Annotated in this window: 20 protein-coding genes and 1 tRNA gene; 5 read left to right on the forward strand and 16 right to left on the reverse strand. The window is 65.2% G+C overall.

The genetic code is table 11. From position 1 onward, the window contains the following. Positions 1–456: 456 nt before the first annotated feature. Together rng and B7X30_RS04975 are read right to left on the reverse strand one after the other, a co-directional pair. Positions 457–1,962 (reverse strand): ribonuclease G, encoded by a 1,506-nt coding sequence (gene rng / locus B7X30_RS04970; protein WP_286729490.1) that lies wholly within the window; start codon positions 1,960–1,962, stop codon positions 457–459. Next, positions 1,959–2,636, reverse strand: a complete 678-nt coding sequence (locus tag B7X30_RS04975) for a Maf family protein (RefSeq protein WP_156053413.1) — start codon at positions 2,634–2,636, stop codon at positions 1,959–1,961. Before B7X30_RS04975 ends, rng begins: the two co-directional genes overlap by 4 nt. A gap of 108 nt (positions 2,637–2,744) precedes the next feature. Between B7X30_RS04975 and mpl the strand changes: the two genes are divergently transcribed. Both mpl and aroC read left to right on the forward strand, forming a co-directional pair. Further along, positions 2,745–4,124 carry a UDP-N-acetylmuramate:L-alanyl-gamma-D-glutamyl-meso-diaminopimelate ligase gene (gene mpl / locus B7X30_RS04980; RefSeq protein ID WP_286729491.1) on the forward strand — a complete coding sequence of 460 codons (1,380 nt, stop codon included), beginning with the start codon at positions 2,745–2,747 and terminating at the stop codon, positions 4,122–4,124. A 10-nt stretch (positions 4,125–4,134) separates the two neighbouring features. Then, entirely contained in the window at positions 4,135–5,229 is a 1,095-nt protein-coding gene (gene aroC / locus B7X30_RS04985) for a chorismate synthase (RefSeq protein WP_286729493.1), read from the forward strand. 267 nt (positions 5,230–5,496) lie between these two features. Here the strand turns inward: aroC and B7X30_RS04990 are convergent, their stop codons facing one another. The 8 genes from B7X30_RS04990 to B7X30_RS05025 all read right to left on the reverse strand — a co-directional run bounded on the left by B7X30_RS04990 (position 5,497) and on the right by B7X30_RS05025 (position 11,108). After that, on the reverse strand, positions 5,497–6,324 hold the full coding sequence (locus tag B7X30_RS04990) for a helix-turn-helix transcriptional regulator (protein ID WP_286729495.1): 828 nt from the start codon (positions 6,322–6,324) through the stop codon (positions 5,497–5,499). 28 nt (positions 6,325–6,352) lie between these two features. Continuing rightward, positions 6,353–6,427: transfer RNA gene (locus tag B7X30_RS04995), tRNA-Arg, on the reverse strand. 30 nt (positions 6,428–6,457) lie between these two features. After that, positions 6,458–7,300, reverse strand: a complete 843-nt coding sequence (locus tag B7X30_RS05000; protein ID WP_156053409.1) for a lysophospholipid acyltransferase family protein — start codon at positions 7,298–7,300, stop codon at positions 6,458–6,460. Beyond that, positions 7,297–8,601, reverse strand: coding sequence for a dihydroorotase (locus B7X30_RS05005; protein ID WP_156053408.1), 1,305 nt, complete (start codon positions 8,599–8,601; stop codon positions 7,297–7,299). Before B7X30_RS05005 ends, B7X30_RS05000 begins: the two co-directional genes overlap by 4 nt. Then, positions 8,598–9,566, reverse strand: coding sequence for an aspartate carbamoyltransferase catalytic subunit (locus B7X30_RS05010; protein WP_276732666.1), 969 nt, complete (start codon positions 9,564–9,566; stop codon positions 8,598–8,600). Before B7X30_RS05010 ends, B7X30_RS05005 begins: the two co-directional genes overlap by 4 nt. A gap of 15 nt (positions 9,567–9,581) precedes the next feature. Then, positions 9,582–10,127: a bifunctional pyr operon transcriptional regulator/uracil phosphoribosyltransferase PyrR gene (gene pyrR, locus B7X30_RS05015; protein ID WP_286729499.1), complete on the reverse strand. Its 546-nt coding sequence runs from the start codon at positions 10,125–10,127 to the stop codon at positions 9,582–9,584. A 2-nt stretch (positions 10,128–10,129) separates the two neighbouring features. Further along, positions 10,130–10,543, reverse strand: coding sequence for a Holliday junction resolvase RuvX (ruvX, locus tag B7X30_RS05020; protein ID WP_013106826.1), 414 nt, complete (start codon positions 10,541–10,543; stop codon positions 10,130–10,132). Next, positions 10,536–11,108 (reverse strand): YqgE/AlgH family protein, encoded by a 573-nt coding sequence (locus tag B7X30_RS05025; RefSeq protein WP_286729501.1) that lies wholly within the window; start codon positions 11,106–11,108, stop codon positions 10,536–10,538. Before B7X30_RS05025 ends, ruvX begins: the two co-directional genes overlap by 8 nt. 83 nt (positions 11,109–11,191) lie before the next feature. Here B7X30_RS05025 and B7X30_RS05030 point away from each other — a divergent pair, with 83 nt between their 5' ends. Beyond that, positions 11,192–12,685, forward strand: a complete 1,494-nt coding sequence (locus tag B7X30_RS05030; protein WP_286729503.1) for a cryptochrome/photolyase family protein — start codon at positions 11,192–11,194, stop codon at positions 12,683–12,685. Here the strand turns inward: B7X30_RS05030 and B7X30_RS05035 are convergent. The 6 genes from B7X30_RS05035 to B7X30_RS05060 all read right to left on the reverse strand — a co-directional run bounded on the left by B7X30_RS05035 (position 12,679) and on the right by B7X30_RS05060 (position 22,664). Continuing rightward, positions 12,679–18,591: an Hpt domain-containing protein gene (locus B7X30_RS05035; protein ID WP_286729505.1), complete on the reverse strand. Its 5,913-nt coding sequence runs from the start codon at positions 18,589–18,591 to the stop codon at positions 12,679–12,681. The genes B7X30_RS05030 and B7X30_RS05035 overlap by 7 nt on opposite strands. A gap of 103 nt (positions 18,592–18,694) precedes the next feature. Further along, positions 18,695–20,905, reverse strand: a complete 2,211-nt coding sequence (locus tag B7X30_RS05040) for a methyl-accepting chemotaxis protein (protein ID WP_156053401.1) — start codon at positions 20,903–20,905, stop codon at positions 18,695–18,697. Between the two features lie 125 nt (positions 20,906–21,030). Next, on the reverse strand, positions 21,031–21,555 hold the full coding sequence (locus tag B7X30_RS05045) for a chemotaxis protein CheW (protein WP_156053400.1): 525 nt from the start codon (positions 21,553–21,555) through the stop codon (positions 21,031–21,033). Between the two features lie 49 nt (positions 21,556–21,604). Further along, positions 21,605–21,970, reverse strand: coding sequence for a response regulator transcription factor (locus B7X30_RS05050; protein ID WP_013106820.1), 366 nt, complete (start codon positions 21,968–21,970; stop codon positions 21,605–21,607). A gap of 30 nt (positions 21,971–22,000) precedes the next feature. After that, positions 22,001–22,411, reverse strand: a complete 411-nt coding sequence (locus B7X30_RS05055; RefSeq protein ID WP_156053399.1) for a response regulator — start codon at positions 22,409–22,411, stop codon at positions 22,001–22,003. Between the two features lie 100 nt (positions 22,412–22,511). Continuing rightward, complete coding sequence (locus B7X30_RS05060; RefSeq protein WP_013106818.1) at positions 22,512–22,664, reverse strand: rubredoxin; 153 nt, start codon at positions 22,662–22,664, stop codon at positions 22,512–22,514. 199 nt (positions 22,665–22,863) lie between these two features. On the opposite strand from B7X30_RS05060, the gene thiD reads away from it, so the two are divergent. Both thiD and hemL read left to right on the forward strand, forming a co-directional pair. Continuing rightward, positions 22,864–23,727, forward strand: coding sequence for a bifunctional hydroxymethylpyrimidine kinase/phosphomethylpyrimidine kinase (thiD, locus tag B7X30_RS05065; protein ID WP_231836205.1), 864 nt, complete (start codon positions 22,864–22,866; stop codon positions 23,725–23,727). A 119-nt stretch (positions 23,728–23,846) separates the two neighbouring features. After that, positions 23,847–24,826 (forward strand): glutamate-1-semialdehyde 2,1-aminomutase (gene hemL / locus B7X30_RS05070; RefSeq protein ID WP_286729512.1); only part of this gene is annotated, 980 nt, incomplete at its 3' end.

The following is a 24,826-nucleotide window of genomic DNA, read 5'->3' on the forward strand; positions in this document are numbered from 1 at the left end:
TATTTTGGAACCCGATAGCGTGCTGCTCGGCTCTGGACTGAAGTACTTCAGCAAGGCGGATTCAAATAGAGATTGCAACTCTCAACAAATTGATTTTTCTTGTTACTTATATGAATTAAATTTATGCCAAATTCGCGGCATTAAATATAAGAAAATAATTATATGGTGTAAAAATATAATAATTATTTTCTTATATTTTAAGAATTTCAATGGGTTGCGCGATTCCTCGGCATTCCTATAAGAAAATTCGCAAAGAATATTCATGCAATGCAGCCAATTGACACGGCGTGATCAGTCCAATCGCGGCAAGACGGCGAAATCTCCGCTGTTACATTAAGACGGATTTGTTGCAAGTGGCCTGGCGCGTCCTTGGCTTTGCCGTCGTGCTGCCAAGCTGATTGCGCTGGGCAAACCGTATCGACCAGCTCAGGACTGGCGGGAAACAGGCGGGGGCTGTCAGGTCAGCACAATGTCGTACTGTTGCTGCGAAAACGCGGGCTCGACCTGTAGCGAGACGGGCTTGCCGATGAAGTCGGAGAGCGAGGCCAGATGCTGGCTTTCTTCTTCGAGGAACAGGTCGATGACGTCGGCGGCGCCGACGATGCGGAACTCGCGCGGGTTGAATTGCTTGGCCTCGCGCAGGATTTCCCGCAGGATTTCATAGCACACGGTGCGCGCCGTTTTCACTTGCCCCAGCCCGCCGCAGGTGGGGCAGGGCTCCAGCAGCATGTGCGCCAGCGAGTCGCGGGTGCGCTTGCGGGTGAGTTCCACCAGACCGAGTTGCGAGAAACCGCTGACGGTGACTTTCACCTTGTCGCGCGCCAGCGATTTACGCAGTTCGTCGAGCACGGCGGCGCGGTGCTGGGCGTTGTGCATGTCGATGAAGTCGATGATGATGATGCCGCCCAGATTGCGCAGTCGCAGTTGGCGCGCGATGGCTTGCGTGGCCTCGAGATTGGTGCGGTAGATGGTGTCGTCGAAGTTGCGCGCGCCGACGAAACCGCCGGTGTTGACGTCGATGGTGGTCATCGCCTCGGTCTGGTCGATGATGAGGTAGCCGCCGGATTTGAGATCGACCCGCCGCCCCAGCGCGCGCTCGATTTCCTCGTCCACGTTGGCGGTCTCGAACAGCGGGCGCTCGCCGCGGTAGAGCTGCAGGCGGCTGCTGACCCGGGGCATGTATTCGGCGGCGAAGCTCTGAAGCAGCTCGAAGTTTTCGCGCGAGTCGATCTGCACGCTGCGGGTGGCGTCGCTCACCAGATCGCGCAGCACGCGTTGCGCCAGGCTGAGTTCCTGGTAGATCAGGGCGCTGGGGCTGGTGACGTGGGCGCGCTGCTGAATGGCGGCCCAGGTCTTGCGCAGATAGGCGATGTCTTCGGCCAGCTCCGCGTCGCTGGCGTCTTCGGCATTGGTGCGCACGATGAAGCCTTGCGAATCGCCGGCATCCGCCGCCAGCAGGGCGGTCATGCGTTCGCGCAATGCGGTGCGCAGCTCTGCGCCGTCGATTTTTTGCGAAATGCCGATATGGTTGTCTTGCGGCAGGTGCACCAGCATGCGTCCGGCCAGGCTGATCTGCGTGGTCAGGCGCGCGCCCTTGGTGTTGATCGGGTCTTTGAGCACCTGCACCATCAACGTCTGGCCTTCGTAGATCAGCTTTTCGATGGGCTGAAGGGGCGGTGCTGTCGCGGCTTCGCTGGCGGCCTCGGTGGGCACGGGGATGGCCTGGCGCTGCCACAGGTCGGCCACATGCAAAAAGGCCGTGCGCTCCAGACCGATGTCGATGAAGGCGGACTGCATGCCGGGCAGCACCCGCGCCACTTTGCCCAGATAGATATTGCCCACCAGCCCGCGTTCCAGGCTGCGTTCGATGTGCAGCTCCTGCACCGCCGCGTGGGCCACCAAGGCGACCCGGGTTTCCTGCGGGGTGATGTTGATGAGAATGTCTTCGGGTGTGGGATTCATGGGCGCGTTGTCTCTTGTTGTGTGGGGCTGTGCGGGTGGGCAGACCAACCGGCTGCGCGCAGCAGCTGCAGCGTTTCAAACAGCGGCAGGCCGATGATGCCACTGGCGCTGCCGCTGAGGTGTTCGACGAAGGCCGCGCCGCGCCCTTGCAGGGCATAGGCGCCGGCCTTGCCAAAGGGTTCGCCGCTGGCGATGTAATCAGCAATGTCCTGCTCGCTCAAGGCGGCGAAGCGCACCTGCGAGGTTTGCAGCGCCGCGTGTCGCGCCGCGCCGCGTTGCACACACACCGCGGTGAGCACCTGGTGCGTTTTGCCGGAGAGGATGCGAAGAATGCGCGCAGCGTCGTCGGCGCTTTCCGGCTTGCCGTAAATCACGCCGTCCAGCGCCACGGTGGTGTCGGCGCAGAGCAACACGGCGGCGTCGGGCGAGACCTCGGGGCGGCGCCGCGCCAGACGCTCGCGCGCCGCCTCCAGCTTGAGACGGGTGACGCGCTGCACATAGTCGGCCGGGGGCTCGCCGGGCCGCGCGGCTTCCAGCGCCTCGCTGTCTTCGTCGGGCAGCGGCGCCAGCAGCGCGAAGGGCATGCCGATCTGCCGTAGCAACTCCTGACGCCGCGGGCTGGCGGAGGCCAGATAGACGGTGATGGCGGACGTGCGGTTCGGGTTGGGCTGCATGCGGGGAGCGGAAAACGACGGAGCGCTTATTGTCCGTGTAAACGCCTGTGAAAACCGGTTTATGCGGGTTTGCGGCGGTGCGGACGGCGGCTCCTAGAATCTGCCGCCATGCATATTCATATTCTTGGCATTTGCGGTACCTTCATGGGCGGCCTGGCGGCGCTGGCGAAGGAGTCCGGGCACCGCGTGACCGGCTGCGACGCGCAGGTCTATCCGCCCATGAGCACGCAGTTGCAGCAGTTGGGCATCGAACTGGTCGAGGGCTACGGCGCCGATCAACTCGCGCTCAGGCCCGATCTGTGGGTCATCGGCAATGTGGTGTCGCGCGGCAATGCCTTGATGGAGGCGATTCTCGATGCCGGGCAGCCTTACATCAGCGGGCCGCAGTGGCTGGCCGAACATGTGCTGCAGGGCCGCTGGACGCTGGCGGTCGCCGGTACGCACGGCAAGACCACCACCACCTCGATGCTGTCGCACATTCTCGACGTTGCCGGGCTGAATCCCGGTTTTCTCATCGGCGGCGTGCCGCTGGACTTTGGCACTTCGGCGCGGCTGGGGCAAGACTTTTTCGTCATCGAAGCCGACGAATACGACACCGCCTTTTTCGACAAACGCTCCAAGTTCGTGCATTACCGCCCGCGCACGGCCGTGCTCAACAACCTGGAGTTCGACCACGCCGACATCTTCCCCGATCTTGCCGCCATCGAAACCCAGTTCCACCATCTGGTGCGCACCGTGCCGCGCAGCGGGCAGCTCGTGGTCAACGCCCGCTCGTACGCCTTGCAGCGCGTGCTCACGCGCGGCTGCTGGAGCGAAGTGGTGCGTTTTGACGACGAAGAAAACGGCTGGAGCGCGCAAGGCGGCGAGCAGCAGTTCGAGGTGCGGCTGCGCGGCAAACGCGTGGGCGAAGTGCGCTGGAGCCAAACCGGCGCGCACAACCGCAGCAACGCCCTGGCCGCCATTGCCGCGGCCCAGCACGCCGGGGTGTTCGCCGACGAAGCCTGCGCCGCGCTGTGCAGCTTTCAGGGCGTGAAACGCCGTATGGAACTGCGCGGCACCGCGGGCGGCGTGCAGGTCATCGACGACTTCGCTCACCACCCCACGGCCATCGCCACCACGATCGCCGGGCTGCGGCATCGCATGCAAGCCGATTCCCATGCCGCTTCAGGCCGCATTCTGGCGGTGTTCGAGCCGCGTTCCAACACCATGAAACTCGGCGCGATGAAGGCGCTGCTGCCTGGCGCCCTGGCCGACGCCGACCTGAGCTTTGGCTATGCCGGCGGCTTGGGCTGGAATCTCGCCGAAGCGCTGCAGCCGCTCGGCGACAAGGCGCAGGCGTTCGACGATCTCGGCGCGCTGGTGGCCGCCGTGGTCGCAGCCGCCCGCCCCGGCGACCGCGTGCTGGTGATGAGCAACGGCGGCTTTGGCGGGGTGCACGATAAGCTGCTCCAAGCCTTGCAAGCGCGCGACCTTCCCCCTCAACCCTGAAAGTCCACCCATGTCCGGCAACACCCTCGGCCTGCTGTTTGCAGTCACCACCTTCGGCGAATCCCACGGCCCGGCCATCGGTTGCGTCATCGACGGCTGCCCGCCGGGCATGGCGTTGAGCGAGGCAGACATCCAGCCCGATCTCGACCGCCGCCGTCCGGGCACCAGCCGCCATGTGACGCAGCGGCAGGAAGCCGATCAGGTGGAAATCCTCTCCGGCGTGTTCGAGGGCAAGACCACCGGCACGCCCATCGCCCTGCTCATCCGCAATACCGACCAGCGCAGCAAGGACTACGGCAACATCCTGAACACCTTCCGTCCCGGCCATGCCGACTACACCTACTGGCGCAAATACGGCCTGCGCGATCCGCGCGGCGGCGGGCGCTCCTCCGCACGGCTGACCGCGCCCATCGTCGCCGCCGGTGCGGTGGCCAAGAAGTGGCTGGCCGCGCAGTACGGCGTGACGGTTCGCGCCTGCATGACCCAGCTCGGCGAAGTGCCCATCCCCTTCCAGACCTGGGACGTGGTGCATCAGAACCCGTTTTTCGCGCCCAACGCTGACATCGTGCCCGAGCTGGAAGCGTATATGGACGCGCTGCGCAAATCGGGCGACTCGGTCGGCGCGCGCATCATGGTTGCGGCCAGCGGCGTGCCCGCAGGCTGGGGCGAGCCTCTCTACGACAAGCTCGACGCCGACATCGCCCACGCGCTCATGGGGCTGAACGCGGTGAAGGGCGTGGAGATCGGCGCAGGCTTTGCCAGCGTGGCGCAAAAAGGCACGCAGCATGGCGACGAACTCACCCCGCAGGGCTTCACCTCCAACAACGCCGGCGGCGTGCTCGGCGGCATCAGCACCGGGCAGGACGTGGTGGCCTCCATCGCCATCAAACCCACATCGAGCATCCGCCTGCCGCGGCAATCGGTGGACCTGCACAACGCCCCCACCACGGTGGAAACGCATGGTCGGCACGATCCCTGCGTAGGCATCCGCGCCGCGCCCATCGCCGAAGCGCTGGTGGCCATCATCCTCATCGACCACGCCCTGCGCCACCGCGCGCAATGCGGCGACGTGCAATTCGACGTGCCGCCTATTGCGGGCACCTGAAGATGACCAAGCTGCTGATCTGATCCCGGCTTTGCTCGCCCTGGGATGACCACTTGATCAATGGACTCCCAGGTGCGTGAGCTGGCATCACATGAGTAGTGGCGTGCCGCATGCGCTGAGCAAAAGTGGCACGGCAAAAATAGCGGCGAACAAAAGTAGTCTGGACATGACGTTCTCCTTAGGTTATTAGATTTCTGGGACCCTCTGGAACAGCCAATTGCTGTTCCATTGGTTTTCACCTTAGGCCGCGTGCGCGTATAAAAACACCTACTGATCAGTAGTGATCCGCCGCGAATGCGGGGTCAAAGCGGCTCCTCGTAGCCAGAGTGACATGAATTCGGTACGTCCATGCACGCCGAACTTGCGATAGATGCTCGTCGCATATTGGTGCAGTGTCGCTTCGGTCAGGCCAAGGTGGTTGGCGATGACCTTCTCTCGGTCGCCATTGAGCAACTCCGGAACCAGCCGCTGTTCGGCAGGAGAAAGGGGTTCTGCGCACAAGCCCAGACCATGCCCGCAGAGCAACTGCCGATGGAACCACTTGATGCCGCGCAGCGCCTCTACTGCCTGCTGCATGAGGGCTGCGTCAAAAATTTTTCCGTTGATACAGGTGTCGAACATGAATGCCGACTCAGCGTGGGCATTGACTGGCGAGACGATCCACGTCCGGGTGGAAATGTTGGGCTGGTGATCGAAAAGGGAGTAGTGCTGGGTCTGCTCATGCGCCGTCGGGTCGAACATCCCGGTGCACATGCTGAAGCTGCGAAACGTTCCAGAGGTGGCGACAATCATTTGCGCGGCTGCGTCGGCAGTTGGCGTCTGCATGATCGGCGTGCCGTGCTGGATACGCTCTGGGGTTGTGAATTCGGTGCGCAGCATTTCCACAGATGCGCCAATTCGCCACCCCTTGAGCAAATCAGGGCGCTGGGCCTTGTGGGGAAGGCGCATAAGGCCCATCCAGTACCCGTTTTGTGAGCCAGTCCAATCGCACAGGGTTCTCAGACAGAGTGCCAACGCTGCCTGCATATCCTGCGTGCCGTGGTCGGCCAAGTCGTCCCATAGACGATACACGTCGTCGTCGAGCGGGGTATGCATTGGTTCTTCTTTTTATGGGCAGCCAAATTGGTCCCGCCGACAGGAATCGAACCTGTATTTGCCGCTTAGGAGGCAGCTGTTCTATCCATTGAACTACGGCGAGGTGTGCGCCCGAATTGTAGGCGCGCAGGGTTCAGCGGCTGTCGCGCAGGCGCTGGTGGAGGTGCTCGGCGATGGCCTCGCGGGTCTGCTGGGCCAGGGCGCGGCGGGTGGGCGCGCGCTGCGGGGACAGGTAGTTGACTTCCACGCGCAGGGGGGCGGCGGCGCTCATGCGCCACAGGCTGCCGACCATGGTTTCATCGCCCACATACGAGGCAGCGCGGCTGAAGCGGCCGCTGCGCTGGTCGGCGTAGAACAGCAGCACGGGTTGCACCGCAGCGGGGCAGTCTGATGAGCAGGCGGCCTGGAACAGATTGGCATGAAACGGCAGCAGATCGTGGCCGTAGCCGGTGGTGCCTTCGGGAAAGACGCCGACATGGTCGCCGTCTTGCAGGCATTGCGCCATCTGGTGGATGACGCGCACCACGTCTTGCGCGCGCTCGCGCTCGATGAACAGCGAGCCCACGCCGCGCACCAAGGGGCCGATGAGGGGCCATTGCGCCGTCTCGGATTTGGAGACGAAGCGCACGGGCTGCACGGCGTTGATGGCGAAGATGTCGATCCACGACACATGGTTGGCAGCCACGAGAGACGGGGTCTGCTGCGGCGCGCCGTTGACCTGTAGCGCAATGCCGCTAAGCCGCAGCAGCTCGGCCGACCAGTCGCGGATTTGTTGCTGTTTTCCAGCCGCGTCGAGCTGGGGAAACAGTTGACGCACGATGCGCTGGCCGCGCAGGGCGTGGGCGCTGAGCCGGGTCAGCCGGGTGGCGAAACGCACCGGCGCGCCGACGCGGCGCAACACCGGCGCGGGGGTTTGGGCGGGCGGCTCGCAGAGCAGCGCCGGAGGGTTTTCGGCGGGCTGCGGCGCCGGGTTCATGCAGGAGTGGCGACGGGCTGCGCGCTCCACACCACGCGGCCGTCGATCACGGCGTGCCGGGTGCGGCCGGGCAGTTCCTGTTCGGCCAGGGGGGTGTGGCGGCTCTGGCTTTGCAGGGCGTCAGGCAGGGCGCGCCAGCGGGCCTGCGGATCGACGAGGATGAGCTCGGCCGCAGCGCCGGCTTCCAGCGTGGCCGGGGGCAGACCGGCGGCCTGCGCGGCGCGGTGGCCCACACAGCCCAGCGCCTTGACCAGCGGCAGGCCGCTGTCGGCGGCGAATTGCAGTGCGGTGGACAGCAGCAGCTCCAGCCCGGTGGCGCCGGGCGCGGCGTCGGCGAAGGTCTGGGTTTTGTCGTCGGCGCTGATGGGGGTGTGGTCGGAGCACAGCGCGTCGATGGTGCCGTCGGCCAAGGCGGCGCGCAGGGCGTCGCGGTCTCGGCTCTGGCGCAGCGGCGGGTCGAGCCGGGCGCGGGCGTCGAAGTAGCCGATGTCCAGATCGGTGAGCATGAGATTGTTGATCGACACGTCGCAGGTCAGCGGCAGCCCTTCGGCCTTGGCCTGGCGGACCAGCGCAACGCCTGCGGCGCTGGAGAGCTTGCTCACATGCACCGCGCAGCCGGTGGCGCGCATCAGCTCGAACAAGGTGTGCAGCGCCACGGTTTCGGCCATGGCGGGCACGCCGCTCAAACCGAGGCGCTGGGCGTAGGCGCCGCTGGCGGCGATGCCGCCGCGGCTGAGCGAGGCGTCTTGCGCACGCAGCCAGACCTTGTAGCCGAAGGTGCTGGCGTATTGCATGGCGCTGTAGAGCACCTTGGTGTCGGTCATCGGCGTGTCGGCTTGAGAGAAGCCGATGCAGCTCGCCCGGGTGAGTTCGGCCATTTCGCTCAAGCTCTCGCCTTTGAGGCCTTTGGTGAGCGCGCCCAGCGGATAGACGCGGGCGCTTTTGATGCGCCGGGCGCGCCAGCGCAGCATTTCCACCAGGCTGGGTTCGTCGAGCACGGGGTCGGTGTCGGGCGAGCACACCACGCGGGTGACGCCGCCGGCCAGCGCGGCGCGCAGCTCGGTTTCCAGCATGCCCTCGTGCTCATAGCCGGGTTCGCCCAGGCGGGCGCACAGGTCGATGAGACCGGGCAGGACGAGCAGGCCGCGCGCGTCGAGCGTCTGCTCGGGGGTGAAGCCTTCGGGCGCTTTGCCCACGGCGACGATGCGCTCGCCGGAGATGGCGACATCGCCCTCGGCATCGAGCCTGCGCAGCGGGTCGATGAGGCGGCCGCCGCGGATCAGAAGTTGCGTGGTGCTCATGCGGGGCTTTCGGTGGAGGCGACGATGGACAGCACGGCCATGCGCACAGCGATGCCGAAGCGCACTTGGTCGAGGATGACGCTGCGCGGGCCATCGGCCACGCTGCTGTCGATCTCGACGCCGCGATTGATGGGGCCGGGATGCATGACGATGACATCGGGCTTGGCCAGCGCCAGGCGCTCGGGCGTGAGGCCGTAGGTCATGTTGAATTCATGCGCGGACGGCAGCAGCGCGCCCGACATGCGCTCGTTTTGCAGCCGCAGCATCATGATGACGTCGGCGCCGCGGATGCCCTCGGCCATGTCGTGGCAGACGCGCACGCCCATGTCGCGCAGATTGTCGGGCGCCAGGGTCTTGGGGCCGACGGCGCGCACCTCGGCGGCGCCCAGCGTGGTGAGCGCGTGAATGGCCGAGCGTGCCACGCGTGAATGCACGATGTCGCCGACGATGGCCACGGTGAGGTTGCTGAAGTCGCCCTTGAAATGACGGATGGTGTACATGTCCAGCAGGCCCTGGGTGGGGTGGGCATGGCGGCCATCGCCGGCGTTGACGATGTGCACATGCGGGGGCGTGTGCTGGGCGATGAGAAAGGGCGCGCCGCTGTCGGAGTGGCGCACGACGAACACGTCGGCATCCATCGCTTCGAGGTTGGCGATGGTGTCGAGCAGGCTCTCGCCCTTGCTCGTGCTGGAGCGCTGGATGTCGAGATTGAACACGTCGGCCGACAGGCGCTGCGCCGCGATCTCGAAGGTGGTGCGGGTGCGGGTGCTGTTTTCGAAAAACAGGTTGAACACGCTTTTGCCGCGCAGCAACGGCACTTTTTTCACTTCGCGGCTGCCGAAGCTGACAAAGCCCTGCGCGGTGTCGAGGATGTGCGTGAGCACGTCGCGCGGCAGGCCTTCGGGGGTGAGCAGGTGGCGCAGCTCGCCGTTTTTGTTGAGTTGGGGGTTGTGGGCGCGGGTCATGTTCACCAACTCGGTTTATTTGCTCACCAGATCGAAACGAAAGCGGATGCCCTCCAACACGTCTTCATCGCGCAACAGCGCCAGCGAGACCTCGTCGGGCAGATCGAGGAGGGTGCTGGCGGCGATTTGCGGGCAGATGGGCAGCTCGCGGCCGCCGCGATCGACCAGCACCGCCAGATCGATGCGCGCCGGACGGCCGAAGTCGAACAGCTCGTTCATCGCGGCGCGGATGGTGCGACCGGTGTGCAGCACGTCGTCGATCAGCAGCACGGCCTGATCGGCGATGGGCACGGGCAGCGCGGTGCGATTGGCACTGGGGTGCAGACCGCGGGTGGCGAAGTCGTCGCGGTGGAAGGTCGAAGACACCACGCCGTAGGGCTGCGCCAGTTGCAGGTCGGCGTGCAGCCGCTGCGCCAGCCAGGCGCCGCCGGAATAGATGCCGATGAGCAAGGGCGGCTCGGCCTGCGCCGCGACAGTGCTGCGAACTTGCGCGAGCAATTGGGCGTAGAGCGCCTCGGCGTCTGGAGGGGCGGCGATTGGGGAAGCAGAAGAGGAAGGCATGGTCAGCGTTGCTGCAGGTATTGTTCGACGATGAGCTGGGCGGCGGCGCTGTCCACATCTTTGGCGCCGTCGTCTTCGGCGGCGACCGAGGTGTAGCGTTCATCGACCAGCGCCACCGGCAGCCTGAAGCGGCCTTCAAGCTGGCGGGCGAAGCGCTGGGCGTGGGCGGTATTGTCGTGCGCGGCGCCGTCGGGGTGCAAGGGCAGACCGACCACGAGCTGCTGCGGCTGCCACTCGCGAATGAGCGCGGCGATGGCGTCGAACTTGAGGTCGTTGCGATCGGCGCGCAGGGTGCGCAGCGCCGTGGCGCTGCGGGTGAGGCTGTTGCCTACCGCCGTGCCGATGCGCTTGGCGCCCCAGTCGAAACCCAGAACCGTGATCTCACGGCCCGCGACGGGCTGCATGGCCTCAGGCATGTCCTGCGGTTTGCGACAACATGGCCGGGTTGAAGCCCAGCAGCGCCATGGCCGCGTTGAAGCGGGCCTCCACCGGGGTGTCGAACAACACGATGGGGTCGGCCTCGACGGTGAGCCAGCCGTTCTGGCCGAGTTCTTCTTCGAGCTGCCCGGCGCTCCAGCCAGAGTAGCCCAGGGTGATGAGGCTGCGCGTCGGCCCGTCGCCCGCGGCCATGTGTTCGAGCACGTCCTTGGAGGTGGTCATTTGCAGGCCACCGGGAATGTCGAGGCTGGAGGCATAGGCCGTATCGGTGGTTTCGTGCAGTACGAAGCCGCGCTCGGTCTGCACCGGGCCGCCCTGCAGCACAGGCTGCGAGGCGTACAGTCCCGCGTGGTCGAGGCCAACGCGTTCGAACAATTCCTTGACGGTAATGTCCGACGGGCGGTTGATGATCAAGCCGAGCGCGCCGCGCGCGGAGTGCTCGCAGACATACACCACGGTACCGGCAAAGTTCTCGTCGGCCATGCCCGGCATGGCGATCAAAAACTGGTTGCTCAGATTGGAGGCGTCGGGGCGAGGGTCCATGGGGTGGAGTTTATCGCGCCGGGCCGCAGATTTTGCGCTGCTGGGTTATGGTTAATCTCCATTTTTTCCCGAACCCTCTGCACATGCCGACTTCCATTGCCGACCGTCCCGCCAGCTCTGCCGTTGAAAAACTGCCGCTCGGTCTGGTCTGGCTGCGGCGCGATTTGCGCCTGCACGACAACGCGGCGCTGCACGCCGCCCTGCGCGCCTGCGACAAGGTGGCGCTGGCGTTTGTGTTCGACCGAGACATTCTCGATCCGCTGTTGCAGCGCGGGCTGCAGGCGGATCGGCGGGTGGAGTTCATCCTGGCTGCGGTGGCGGAGATCGACGCCGTTTTGCGCGAGCGTGGCGCCGCGCTGATCGTGCGCCACGCCAGCGCGCGCGAGGCGATTGCCGCGCTGGCTGCCGAGTTGGGCGCGCAGGCGGTGTTCTGCGGGCGCGACGATGAGCCCGAAGCCCTCGCGCGCGATGCGGCCGTCGAGCGCGCCTTGCGGCAAGACGGGCGGGCGCTGCGCACCGTCAAGGAGCACATGATTTTCGAGCGCGACGAGGTGTTGACGGCGCAGGACAAGCCGTACTCGGTCTTTACGCCCTACCGCACCGCCTGGCTGGCGCGGTACGCCGCACAGCCGCAGCAGCCCGTCGATAGCGCAGTGACCCCCGCCCGGCTGGCTGCGCTGCCAGCGGCGTTGCGGCAACCGTTGCCCACCTTGTCCGAGCTGGGTTTTGCGCCGTCGAATTTGCACGCGCTGAAACTGCCGCTGGGCGCGTCTGGCGCGGCGGCGCTGGTGGATGACTTCAGCCGTCGCATCGATGACTACGACCAGGCGCGCGACTACCCGGCGCGCAAGGGGCCGAGCTATCTCTCGGTGCACCTGCGCTTCGGCACGGTCTCGGTGCGCGAGCTGGTTGCGATGGCCTGGGCGCGGCAGCAGGCGGGCAGCGAGGGGGCCCGGGTCTGGCTGTCCGAGCTGGTGTGGCGCGACTTCTATTTTCAGATTCTGTTCCACCATCCGCATGTGGTGAATGCGGCTTTCAAGCCGGTTTACGACCGCATTCAGTGGCGCAACGACTCGGCGCAGTTCGCCGCCTGGTGCGAGGGCCGCACCGGCTACCCGCTGGTGGACGCGGCCATGCGCCAGATCAACCAGACCGGCTATATGCACAACCGCCTGCGCATGGTGGTGGCGAGTTTTTTGACCAAAGACCTGGGCATCGACTGGCGCTGGGGCGAGCGCTACTTTGCCGATCATCTCAACGATTTCGACCTGGCGGCCAATAACGGCGGCTGGCAGTGGGCGGCGAGCAGCGGCTGCGATGCGCAGCCGTATTTCCGCATTTTCAACCCGGTGGCGCAAAGCGAGAAATTCGATGCGGGCGGCGATTTCATCCGCCGCTATGTGCCCGAGCTGGCGCAGCTTGCGTCCAAGGACATTCACGCGCCGTGGAAGGCGCCCGCAGCGCTGCTGCAGGCGGCCGGGGTGCGGTTGGGCAGCACCTACCCCGCGCCGATCGTGAGGCACGATCTGGCGCGGGCCGAAACGCTGGAGCGCTACGCGGTGGTGAAGGCTCAGTGATTCACTGCCGACTGGGTAAAGGTGCGAATCAGTTCAAGCAGCTCGGTCTCGGAATAAGGCTTGCCGAGATAGTGATTCACCCCAAGCTGCGCGGCGTAGTTGCGATGCTTGTCGGCAATGCGCGAGGTGATCATGATGATGGGCAGCTTCTGCAGCCGTGAGTCGGCGCGGATGTTGCGAGTGAGGTCGAAGCCGTCCATGCGCGGCATTTCGATGTCGAGCAGAATCACATTGGGCAGGGTGCTGATCTGCTGCAATTGCTCCAGGGCGTCGAGGCCGTCTTTGGCGAGTTGCACCAGATAACCGTTGCGCTGCAGGAAGCGCTGCGTGACGCGGCGCACGGTGATGGAGTCGTCCACCACCATGATCAGCGGATTGCCGCTCTTCGCGGCCTGCGCCGCGTCGCCCGTGGGGGGCAGCCCAGGAGTGCGCCCGGACGCATCGATCGGCGTCTCGCTGGGCTCGGAGGTCGAAACCGAGGTGGAGACAGCGGCGGGAGCGGCGTCTGCACTCGGGGCCACGGGCGTCAGCGGCACAGCCTGCATGCGGGCCGAGGCATCAGCGCCATAAACCGCGGCGAGCGCCACCGGGTTGTAGATCAGCGCGGCGTCTCCGTTGGGCAGCACGGAAATCCCGGCCAGACCCGGCACGCGCGAGAGCTGCGGCCCCAGATTTTTCACCACCACTTCGCGGTTGCCCACGACTTCATCGACCTGAATGGCCACACGCTGCGTGGCGCTTCGAATCACGACCACGGGCACGCTTTTACCGAACGGCTCACTGCTGCCGCCCGATTGCCCAAGCAGGGCGCCCAGCCAGTAGAAGGGCAGGGTATTGTTGGCATACTCGATGCTCAGGGTGCGCGCGGCGTTGGCGATCTGCTCGGGCTTGAAGCGCAGCACGATGTCCACCAGATTGGCGGGCACGGCATACACGGCAGCGCCGGTGCGCAGCAAGACCACATGGGTGATGGCGGTGGTCAGCGGCAGCAGCAGGGTGAAGCGAGCGCCGGAGCCCGGCTGGTTGTCGAGCAGCACGCGGCCGCCCAGGGCGTTGACTTCGGTGCGCACCACATCGAGCCCCACGCCGCGGCCAGCCACTGCGGTGGTGCTCTCGGCGCTGCTGAAGTTCGGGCGGAAGACCAGTTGCGTCAGTTCTGCCTCGGAGACGTTCTGCCCTGGGGCGAGCAGGCCGAGGCGTTCGGCCTTGGCGCGGATGGCGGCATAGTTGAGACCGCGTCCGTCGTCGGCCAGGGTGATGACGACTTCGTTGCCGTCTTGCCGCAGGCTCAGGGTGAGGGTGCCGACTTCGGGCTTGCCCGCCGCCTTGCGTTCTTCCGCAGTCTCGATGCCGTGCGCCACGGCGTTGCGCAGCAAGTGGTCGAAGCTGCTGGAAACGCGCTCGAGCACGCCGCGGTCGAGTTCGATGGCGCCGCCGATGATTTCCAGGCGCACCGCTTTGTTCAGGTCTTTGGCCGCCTGACGCACGGTGCGGTAAAGCCGCTCGGACAGGCTGTCGAACTCGACCATGCGGGTGCGCAGCAGATCGCGCTGCAGCTCGCGGGTCTGGCGCGCCTGGCGGGTCATGTCGTCGTCGACTTCGCGCAGCAGGCGGCTGAGCGTGCCCTGCACCATGGCGATGTCGTTGACCGACTCGGCCATCATGCGGGTGAGTTCCTGCGCGCGGGTGAAGCGGTCGAATTCGAGCGGATCGAAGTCGCGGTTTTCGTCGCGCGCGGCCTGCACCTGCGCGCTCATCTGCGCCTCGGCCTGAATTTCGATTTCGCGCACCTGCTGGCGCAGACGGTCGAGGTTGTCGCTCAGATCGCCCACCGAAGCGCGGATGGCGCCGAACTCGTTTTCCAGCCGGGCGCGCGAAATGGTGATTTCACCCGCCTGATTGACCAGACGGTCGAGCAGCCCGGCGCGCACGCGCACAGCCTGTGCGGCGATACGCGGCGCGAGGACGCGGTTGACCGGCTCGGCCGCGGCAGGCGTGGCAGCTGTAGTGACGGCCACCGCAGGCAGCGGCTGGGCCGACGCAGCAGTGTCGGGCTCGGCGCTTGGGGTGAACACCTCGGAAACCGTGGCCACCGGGAGGTCGGCCAGCTGGCTTTCGCCGCGCTGCGCCGCGCTGCACAGGCGGTCGAAGCGGGTGTTGAGATGGTCGAAACGGCCCAGCAGCTCGGCCAGATCGGCCTCGCTGACCGGCGCATTGGCCGTCAGGGTGTCGATGTCGGATTCGAGGCTGTGTGCCAGGTCGCCGAGTTGCATGGCGCCAGCCATGCGCGCACTGCCTTTGAGCGTGTGCAGCGCCCGCATGGCTTGAGCGGCTGGCGCGGTGTCTTGCGGATGCTGTTCCCACTGGCGCAGGCTGGCGGCCAGGGCGGGCAGCAGTTCGTTGGCCTCTTCCTCGAAAATTGGGAACAGGTCGGGATCGATGGTGTCGACCAACTGGTCGGCAGACGCGGCAGATTGTGTTGCGCTGACCTGCGGCTGCGGAGTTTCGGCCGAGGCGGGCTCGAGCGTTGCGAGCGCAAGCTCTGGAGCGGCGATTTGTTCAGGCTGGACAGCCGGTTCGGCCGTGTGGGTCAACTCGGTTACCGACTCGGCGCTCGGCTGAGCATTCTGGGCCAGCGCAGCTTCCTGCAGGGCTTCGAGCCGGGTGAGCAACTCGGCTTGCACGGGCTTGAGGAAGCCCGCGGCAAACTGGTGCAGCAGTTGTTTGATGTCGCTGGCCGCCTGTGCCAAGGCGTCGAGATCGACCGGTCGCGCGGCGTGCGCGGGCAGGTCGCGCAGGGCGTCGAGCGCATGCTCGGTCTGGCTGGCGAGATCGGCCACACTGCGCAGGCCGACGGTGGCCGAACTGCCCGCGAGCTTGTGCGCCGAAATGACGGCCGCATCGCCGAGCGCCTGGGCGGGATCGGTCAGCCAGTCGTGAATGTCGCTGTACAGATGGCGCGAGAGTTCGTCGGCTTCGGCCAGGTAAATGTTGTAGAGCGGGGTGGGAATGCGCAACTCGCCGATCTGGCGGTAGCCGGGTTCGCCTTCGTCGCTATTTTCGGGCGGCACTGGTGCGATGTCGGTGTCAGCGGCGGTGTCGGCCGGGGCAGCGTGCTGCGCAGAGACGGCCGCCTCGAATTCAGCCATGTCGGCTTCTTCGACCTGGGGCAGTTCGACAGCGGGCGCATCGCTTGAAGGCATCTCGGCCGGGGGCGCCTCGACCGCGGACATCTCAGCCGAAGGCATCGGCTCGGGCGCCTGGGTGTGATGGGGAAGTTCGAGGTCGATGCCTTCGAACAGCGCATTGAAGTCGGTGGGTTCGTGCAGGGCCTCTGGTTCGGGCGCTGCTAGTTCGGGTGCTGCTGGTTCGCTGGGCGATTCCGCTTCAACGGCGGCGGGTTCGGCGGCCATTGAGGGTTCGTTAGGTGCGTCGTGCAGGGTGGGCAACGCGGGTTCGGCGGATTCGCCTGCTGCATAGGCCTCGGCGGCACGGCGCAGGGGCTCGCTGCTGAACGCCTCGGCCTGGCCTTGCTGGATCGCTGCCGTCCATTCGCCAAGCTCGGTGAGCGCGTGCGCGGCCAGGTTGAGCAAGGGCGGCGAGGCCCGGTGCTGATCGGCGATTTGGCGGTTGAACACTTGTTCGAGCGCCCAGGCGGCTTCGCCATAGTCGCGCAGACCGACCATGCGCGAGCTGCCTTTGAGGGTATGAAAAGCGCGGCGCAGGCTGGTGAGCGCGCCTTCGTCGTCGAGGTTGGCGTGCAGCTGCTGCAGTTGTTCGTGACCGCTTGCGATGACCTCCCGGGCTTCCTCCAGGAAGATGTCGATCAGTTCGTCTTCGGCATCGTCTTCGGGCTCGGCAGGCGGAGTCGCCTCCTGGGCGGATTCAGGTGTGACAGTCGGCTCGGCCGGGGTTGCGGACGCCTCTTGCGCGGGGGCGGCGTCTATTTCCTGGGGCGTGTGAGGTTCACTCGGCAGTTCGCTCACACCTTCGCTCGGCACGCTCAGCACCTGCGCCGGAAGATCGGGTACCCCGGCCAGGGCGGCTTCGGCGTGCAACTGCGCCAGGCGTTGCTGCGCCTGCTCGGGCGGCAGGCCCTGGGCGATGTCGTCCTTGAGTTGCTGCGCCGCGTGCTCGACGTCTTGTTGCAGGGTGGGCGGAGCGGTGCGCTGGGTGGAGGGAACGACGGCGCGCAGCTCTTTTTTGTCGTTGTCGAACACGAACAGGGTTTTGGCCAGCTCGGGTTGGTAGGACAGCATGTCGACCAGAAAACCGAGCACGCCGATATTGCTGGCCAGGGCATCGAAGCGCTGGTTGTCGGTCGGCACATCGTCGGCCACGAGACTGTCGATTTCGGTGCGCAGGTAGCTCAGCGCCTGGCTGGCGACATCGACGCCGAGCACCGAGAACACGCCGCGCATCTGCGACAGCAGGCGTGGCACCTGTGCCAGATCGGGCTTGTGCGACGGGTCGCGGAAATAGGCGTCGAGCAGTTTCTCGACGGTGCTCATGTCGGCGCGCAGTTCTTGCACCACGCTGCCCATGGTCTGCGACTCGGAGGCCTGGCGGAACAGGTCTTCCATCCAGCCGGCCAGCGGGTCTGGCCTTTGGCCGTTGGCGCTCTGGTCGAGGCGCCGCGCGAGGATTTGTGAGCGCTCCAGAAATCGCTGTTCTTCGGGACGGAAGTGGGCAAAGGTGATTTCGAGAAACAGAATGGCGGTGGCGACATCGAGCGCGCGCTCGGGGGTGAGAAAGTCGCTGCGCGCGCTGATTTTCTTGAACAGGCCCGCGAGCGATTGCGGCAGCGCTTCGCTGCCCGGCGTGAGCGCATGCAGAGGTTGTTCCAGCGCCTGGGTGAGATCGACCAGGCGAGCCATGCGTGCGGGATCGAGATGCGTCTGCGCGTGACCGGCCAGAGCGCTCCAGGCGTCGCGCAGGGTTTGCACGCGCTTGCGGACTTGCTGCACCAGGGCGGGGTCGATCAGGCCGAAATGGCTTTGGTGGTAATCGGCAAACGGCGCGGCAGCGAGGTGCAGCCGGTTGTCAATGGCTCGCAGCACCGGAAGGGACTGCGCGGTGACGTCGCCATTGCCGTGCAGCGACTGGGCGCAAAAGAAGGTGAGGTCGTGACCCAGCCTTTGGGGGGCGGGGCTTTGCCCTTGCAACTGGCTACGCAATTGCAGGTTGAGGCGGTTGAGCAGCCGTTTGATGTCGAGATCGGGTGTGAGCAGGCCGCTGCCGATGGCTTCGAACAAACCGCGCGCGAGCCACCACAGGCTGGCCGTCGGCCCCGCGCTGCTGGCCTGCGCCCGACGCGCGACGGCGTCGAGCGTCTGCATGGCGGAGGCGGTCTGCTGACCGCGCAGCACCTGCAGCAAGCCCATTTCGAACTGGGCGCGATCATCCGGCGTCAGCATGGGGGCAGGGGCGCCCGCGGCGTCGGTGACGGGCGGGGCGTCCGGCCAGGTCCAGTCGTAGTCCCACAGGTCGGCCGGGTGGATGCGCTCGGCCTGCGCCAGTTCCATCAGGTCGCGGTACTGCGGATAGAGCTTGAGCGCCGGTTCATTTTTGCCGGCACGCTGGGATTCGAGAAAATCGACCAGGGCGTTGAAGCCGGCCTCGAAACGCTGCAGCGCGGTGTTGTCGAGTTTTTCCGGATGGTCGATGAGTTGATCGAGCGCGTTCTCGGCGGCCTGCATCAGGCGCGCCGCGCCAAAAAAACCCAGCAGTTCGATGGCGCCTGCGGCCTGGTGCACCTGGGTGCGAGCGGTGCGCAGACCCGTTTTTTCGGCCTGGACCGAACCGAGCACGCCGTCGTCCTGCTGCTGGGCGGCGCGCTTGAGCGCGGTGCGGGCGGACTGGAGGTTGTCGCTGATCTGATCGAGCAGCCAGGCCAGAGGCCCCATGTCCGTCTCAGGGGCGGGTGCCACGGCGGGATGCGAAGCGGAGACTGTGTTCATGCCGGAAAACGCGAGGGACGGACGTTGGAATGCATGCGAGGAAGGCGGGTCAGTTGATCTTGAACCGCGAGACGGACTGGCGCAGATCGTCGGCGACACGCGCGAGGTCGCGCACCAGCGAGGCGGTGGAGCGCGTGCCTTCGGAGGTCTGCTCGGTCACGGTGAAAATGGTCTGGATGTTGTCGGCCACCTTGTTGGCGGAACTGGCTTCGATCTGGGTCTGTTGCGAAATCTGCGTAATCAGCTCGGCAAGCTGGCGCGACACCGCGTCGATCTGGGCCAGCGCAGCGCCGGCGTTATCGGCCAGCTTGGCCCCTTCGACCACGCCCTGGGTGCTCTTTTCCATGGCGGCCACGGCGTCTTGGGTGTCGGTCTGAATGGTGCGCACCAGCGCGGCAATCTGCTTGGCCGACTCGGCCGAGCGCTCGGCCAGGCGCTGCACTTCCTCGGCCACCACCGAGAAGCCGCGGCCCGCTTCACCCGCTGACGCGGCCTGAATGGCGGCGTTCAAGGCCAGTACGTTGGTCTGTTCGGTAATGTCGGAAATCAGCTCGGTGATTTCGCCGATCTCCTGCGACGATTCACCCAGCCGCTTGATGCGCTTGGAGGTGTCTTGAATCTGCTCGCGGATGCTGTTCATGCCGTCGATGGAGTTGCGCACGGCGCGCTGCCCCTGCTCGGCGGCCTGCAGCGACTGGTTCGCCACCTCGGCCGATTGCTGCGCCTGAACCGACACCTGGTTGATGCGCTGCGCCATGTCGAGCACCGACTGACCGGTTTCACGAATTTTGTTGAGCTGCTCGTCGGCGCTGCGCATCAGGCGGTCGGAAGTGGTTTGCGCCTGAGAGGCGCCTTCGCCCACCTGGTCGGCCGTTTGCTGCACCTGTCCCACCAGGGTGCGCAGCTCTTCCACGGTGTAGTTCACCGAGTCGGCGATGGCGCCGGTGATGTCTTCGGTCACGGTGGCCTGCTGGGTGAGGTCGCCCTCGGCCACGGTTTGCAGTTCGTTCATCAACCGCAAAATAGCGGCCTGATTCGACTCGTTGGTGCGCCGGGCTTCAAGCTCTTGACGCTCGGTTTGCCGACGCTGCAGTTCCACCAGCGTGGCACGTTGGCGCGCCTCGTTGAGCATGATGTAGATCAGGTCGGTGGCGGCGATGATGGCCAGCAGCCCCAGCAGGGCGAGGAACAAAATCGCCGGCCAGCTCACGCCGGTGCGCGAGGAATACAGGCTTTGCAGCTGATTGAGGTTGTCGTAGAGCTGGCCGGATGAGGCGAGCACCGCGTTTTGCGCCTCACGCGCCGAGGCCAGGCTGGGCAGGTTGGCCAGCAGGGTACGGGCAGAGGCTTCGGTCTTGGCGTAGGTCTGGATCAGGCTTTGCAACTGTTGGCGCGATTGCGGATCGGCCAGGGCGGTGAGTTGCAGGTCGGCATTGCCGTCCAGCAGTCCCTTGCTCAGCGCATTGAAAGTGGTCAGATCCTTGCCGAGGGTGAACACGGCCTCGGGCCGCACGCCTTGCAACGACAGAAAAGCGTTGGCCGATTTGTCGATGCGCTGGGTCAGCATGGTGAGCTGGCTGGCGGCGTTGATATTGCTCGCTGACGCTTTTTGCTGCAGCAGCAGCGAGGTCAGCGTCTGGGCGCTGTCGAGCAGGGCATCGGTCTGGCGGTTGATGTCGGTGAGCTGCTGGGCAGTCGTCGTCAGTACGCCTTCCTGCTTGGCGAGCAGCTCGGCGTTTTTCACGCTGGTCTCGGTTTCCGGGCCAACCTTGTCGAGCAGCGACTGACCGCCAGCGGGCACGCTGGTTTGCTGCAGGACGGCGACTTCCGATTTCAGGGCCTCGGCGCTGGAACGCACGGTGGCGAAAGCGTCTTTATTGCCCAGCAGCGCCGCGTTCATCGAACGCGCCAGGCGCTGTGACTGGGTCAGCGCCGCGCCGGAGGCTTCAAGCTGCCGCGCCGAGTCGGACGTTCCACGCAGCACCACAATCAGGGTCAGACCGAGCAGCACCAGCGAGATGATGAGCAGCACGCCGAAAAAGCGCTGTTGCTGGGCCAGCATCATGCGGCTGATCATCGGCAGCCGCAGAATCAGCGGGCGGTTGCCCTGGGCTTGATGCAGGGCGCTGGTCGGATCTCCGATGCTGGAATCGATCTGCAGGGTTTCCTGTCCACCCCGGCCGAGCGCCGTCGGCGCGATTTCGGTGTCGCTTGACGATTCGTTGTTTTTCGTTCCGAAAAGGGACGAGAGTAAGGACATGACCGCTCCGTAAAACGTGATGAAGTTGAGGATGCAAACCGGCAGATGACGGTTGACTAAAAACAGGTACAGCGCAGTGAAAGGAAATTCAGCAAATTCAGCAAAATCGCGCGTCGATCGAATTTTCAGGTGACGCTCAGGAATTGTTCGTTTTCGGCCAGAGCCAGCAGGTCGACTTCATGCCAGAGGTTCTGCTCGGCATCGCGATATGTGGTTCTCAGCCAGGGGGGCGCCCCTTCACCAGGCCCCTCCTCTTGAACGCCGAGAACTTTCTGGAGTTGATCGGGGTTGCGCAGCCCGACCAGTTGATCGACCAGCAGGGCGGTGTTGATGTCGAGCGCCGGGGCGAACTGGATGAGTCGGGCCTGCGGCGTCAGTGCAGCGGCGTCTTCGCCCATGAACCGGCCCAGATGCACCACGCCGCAGACCTGGCCCCGCAGACTGACCAGGCCCAGGAACCAGGGCAGGGCGTGCGGCAGCGGAGCGCAGTGCTGCATGGGCGAAATCTCGCCCGAGAACTCCAGGGGCAGCAAAAAGCGCCACTGCCCCGCCAGCACGGCCAGCCAGCGCGAAGGGGCTTGCCCGCTTTGCGCGGCCGTCAGGCGTTGAGCGAGATGGGTCTGAAATTCGCGCAGCGAGGCTCTGGACATGGGCGGAAACGTTGGGTGGAAGCCGAAGAGGTGCGGACGAGTGTGAGCTTCAGGCGATGGCGCGGATCTTGTCGAGCAACTCGGTGGCGTTCACCGGCTTGATGACATAGTCGGACGCGCCTTGACGCATGGCCCAGACCTTGTCGGTTTCGAGCTTCTTGCTGGTGCACATGATGACGGGTATGCCGGAGTAAGCCGGGTCGCGCGTGATCTGTCGCGTGAGCTGAAAGCCGTTCTGGCCGGGCATCACCACATCCATCAGAATCAGATCGGGCTTCACGGCCGCGAGCATGGCCAGCGCCTGCTCGCCGTTTTCCGCCGTGTTCACCGCAAAGCCGTGCTTGGTGAGCAGGTCGGAGAGGAAATACAGCTCGGTCTTGGAATCGTCAACGATGAGAATATTGTGTACGGGCATGGCGGATGAAAAGAAGAGCGAGAAGCGCGATCAGGAGCCGGTCGCAGCAGCAGGCTGGTTGGCGTTCAGGTGCCGCTTGACCGCGTCGAGCAGTTGATCTTTGGTGAAGGGCTTGGTCAGATAGTCTTGCGCGCCGACCATGCGGCCGCGCGCCTTGTCGAACACGCCGTCCTTGCTGGAGAGCATGACCATGGGGATATGGGAAAACTTGCCGCTGCGACGGATGATGGCCACGGTCTGATAGCCGTCGAGCCGGGGCATCAGAATGTCGCAGAAAATCAGGTCGGGCTCGTGGTCGTTGACCTTGGACAAGGCGTCAAAGCCGTCTTCGGCGAGCAGCACCTCATAGCCGGCCTGCTTGAGAAAAATCTCGGCGCTGCGGCGGATGGTGTTGCTGTCATCGATGACCAACACTTTGAATGGGCTGGTAGGCGCAACCATGCACATCCTTTGCAAAAGGGGAAAAGGAAAAACGCTGTAAACAGCTGCGGTGACTTGCCGTTCCCGATTAAACCGGCACCTTCTCAAAAAATGGCGCCGTCTAGACCGGCACCATTTCGAAATCTTCTTTGCGCGCACCGCACTCGGGGCAGGTCCAGTTCATCGGCACATCGGCCCAACGCGTACCCGGTGCAATGCCGCTCTCTGGATGGCCCTCGGCTTCTGAGTAAATGAAGCCACAGATCAGGCACATCCAACTGCAAAGTTCTTGTTTGTCCACAGCGTATCGGGGTAGAGGAGAAGATTCAACGATTCTATGGCGCGCTGTTGCATTTTGACCTACAGGGCAGGCGCCGCTGCGGAGGATCAAGAAGCGCTTGGTCAAGATCATGGCAAGATCGGTGCGGGCCCAGGCTTGCGCCGACCTGCAGTCGCACTACCATGCCAGCATGATGACCGAATCCACAGAATCCCCCCCCGCCGTGATGTTCTTCAACGCGGCTGACCCCAGCGGCAGCGCCGGGCTCGCGGCCGATCTGGCGTCGTGCTCGGCCGTGGGCTGCCATCCCCTGCCGGTCACGACCGCGCTCTGGGTACGCGATACCGCAGAGATTTTCGACACCATCGAGATCGAGGCCGACGCCGTGGTGGAACAGGCGCGGGCCGTGCTCGAAGACGTCGAGATCTCGGCCTGGAAGGTCGGCTTTCTCGGCAGCGTCGACGTGGTCAATGCCGTGGCCGAACTGCTGGCTGACTACAGCCAGGTGCCGCTGGTCACCTATGCCAGCAATTTCCACGTGCTCGACGAGTCGCAGACCGACGATTACATCAAGGCGATGCAGGATCTCATCCTGCCGCAAACCCGCGTGCTCACCGGCAACCAGAGCGCGCTCACCCAGTTGTTGCTGCCGGAGTGGGACGGCGAAGCGCCGCCCACGCTCGATGCGCTGATGCAAAAGTCGCAGCAACTCGGCGTGCAATATCTGCTGGTGACCGGTATCGTGGCCAGCGAGGGCAGGGTGGAGAACGTGCTGATGAGCCCGCGGCGGGTGTTGCTGCGCGAGAGTTTCGAGCTGTTCGAGGCCGGGTTCACCGGCGCGGGCGATACCTTGTCGGCGGTGCTCACCGCGATACTCGCCAATGGCGCCAAGCTCGACCAGGCGGTGCATGAGGCCATCGAATACCTCGATCATTGCCTCGATTTCGGCTACCGCCCCGGCATGGGTCAGGTGGTGCCCGACCGCTTCTTCTGGGCGCAGCCCACCGAGGAGGAAGACGATACGCCGAGCGAGCCGGGCACGCCGACCTTGCAGTGACCTCGGGGGCCTCGGGCACGTTTGGCATTCCGCGGCCCGGGCGCCAGTCAAACAACCCCTATCCCGTTTTTTCTCATCGCCCTGCTAGCCGGGGCGATGTCCGTTCAAGAAAGAGCCTCATGTCCATCACGAATCAGCAACTGTTCGATCGCGCCCAGCGCACCATTCCCGGCGGGGTCAACTCGCCGGTGCGCGCATTTCGCCAGGTCGGCGGCGTGCCGCGCTTCATCGACCGCGCCGAAGGCCCCTACATGATCGACGCCGAAGGCACGCGCTACATCGACTACATCGGTTCCTGGGGGCCGATGATCGCCGGGCACGCTCATCCGGAGGTCGTCGAGGCGGTGCAGCGCGCCGCCACCCGCTCGCTGAGTTTCGGCGCGCCCACGGCCGACGAAATCCACATGGCTGAAGCCATTTGCAAGCTCATGCCCGCGGTCGAAATGGTGCGCCTGGTGTCCAGCGGCACCGAAGCCGGCATGAGCGCCATCCGCCTGGCGCGCGGCTTTACCGGACGCGACGCCATTGTCAAGTTCGAAGGCTGCTACCACGGCCATGCCGACAGTCTGCTGGTCAAGGCCGGTTCGGGCTTGCTGACCTTCGGCAATCCCAGCTCCGCCGGGGTGCCTGCCGATCTGGCCAAGCACACGCTGGTGCTGGAGTTCAACAACATCGCCCAGATCGAGGAATTGTTTGCCCGGCAGGGACACAAAATCGCCTGCGTGATGGTGGAACCCATCGCGGGTAATATGAATTTCATCCGGGGCACTTCGGCCTGGCATCAGCGCCTGCGCGAGCTCTGCACCGAGCACGGCGCGTTGCTGGTGTGGGACGAGGTGATGACCGGTTTTCGCGTGGCGCTGGGCGGCGCGCAACAGGTGTACGGCATTCGCCCCGATCTGGTGGTGATGGGCAAGGTGATTGGCGGCGGCATGCCGCTGGCGGCCTTCGGCGGCCGCGCCGACGTGATGCACAAGCTCTCGCCGCTGGGCGCGGTGTACCAGGCGGGCACGCTGTCGGGCAATCCGGTGGCGGTGGCTGCCGGCATGGCACAACTGCGCCTGATCCAGCAGCCGGGGTTTTACGAGCGCCTGAGCGC

This window comes from Thiomonas sp. 13-64-67 (assembly GCF_002282795.1).
Lineage (GTDB): Bacteria > Pseudomonadota > Gammaproteobacteria > Burkholderiales > Burkholderiaceae_C > Thiomonas > Thiomonas arsenitoxydans.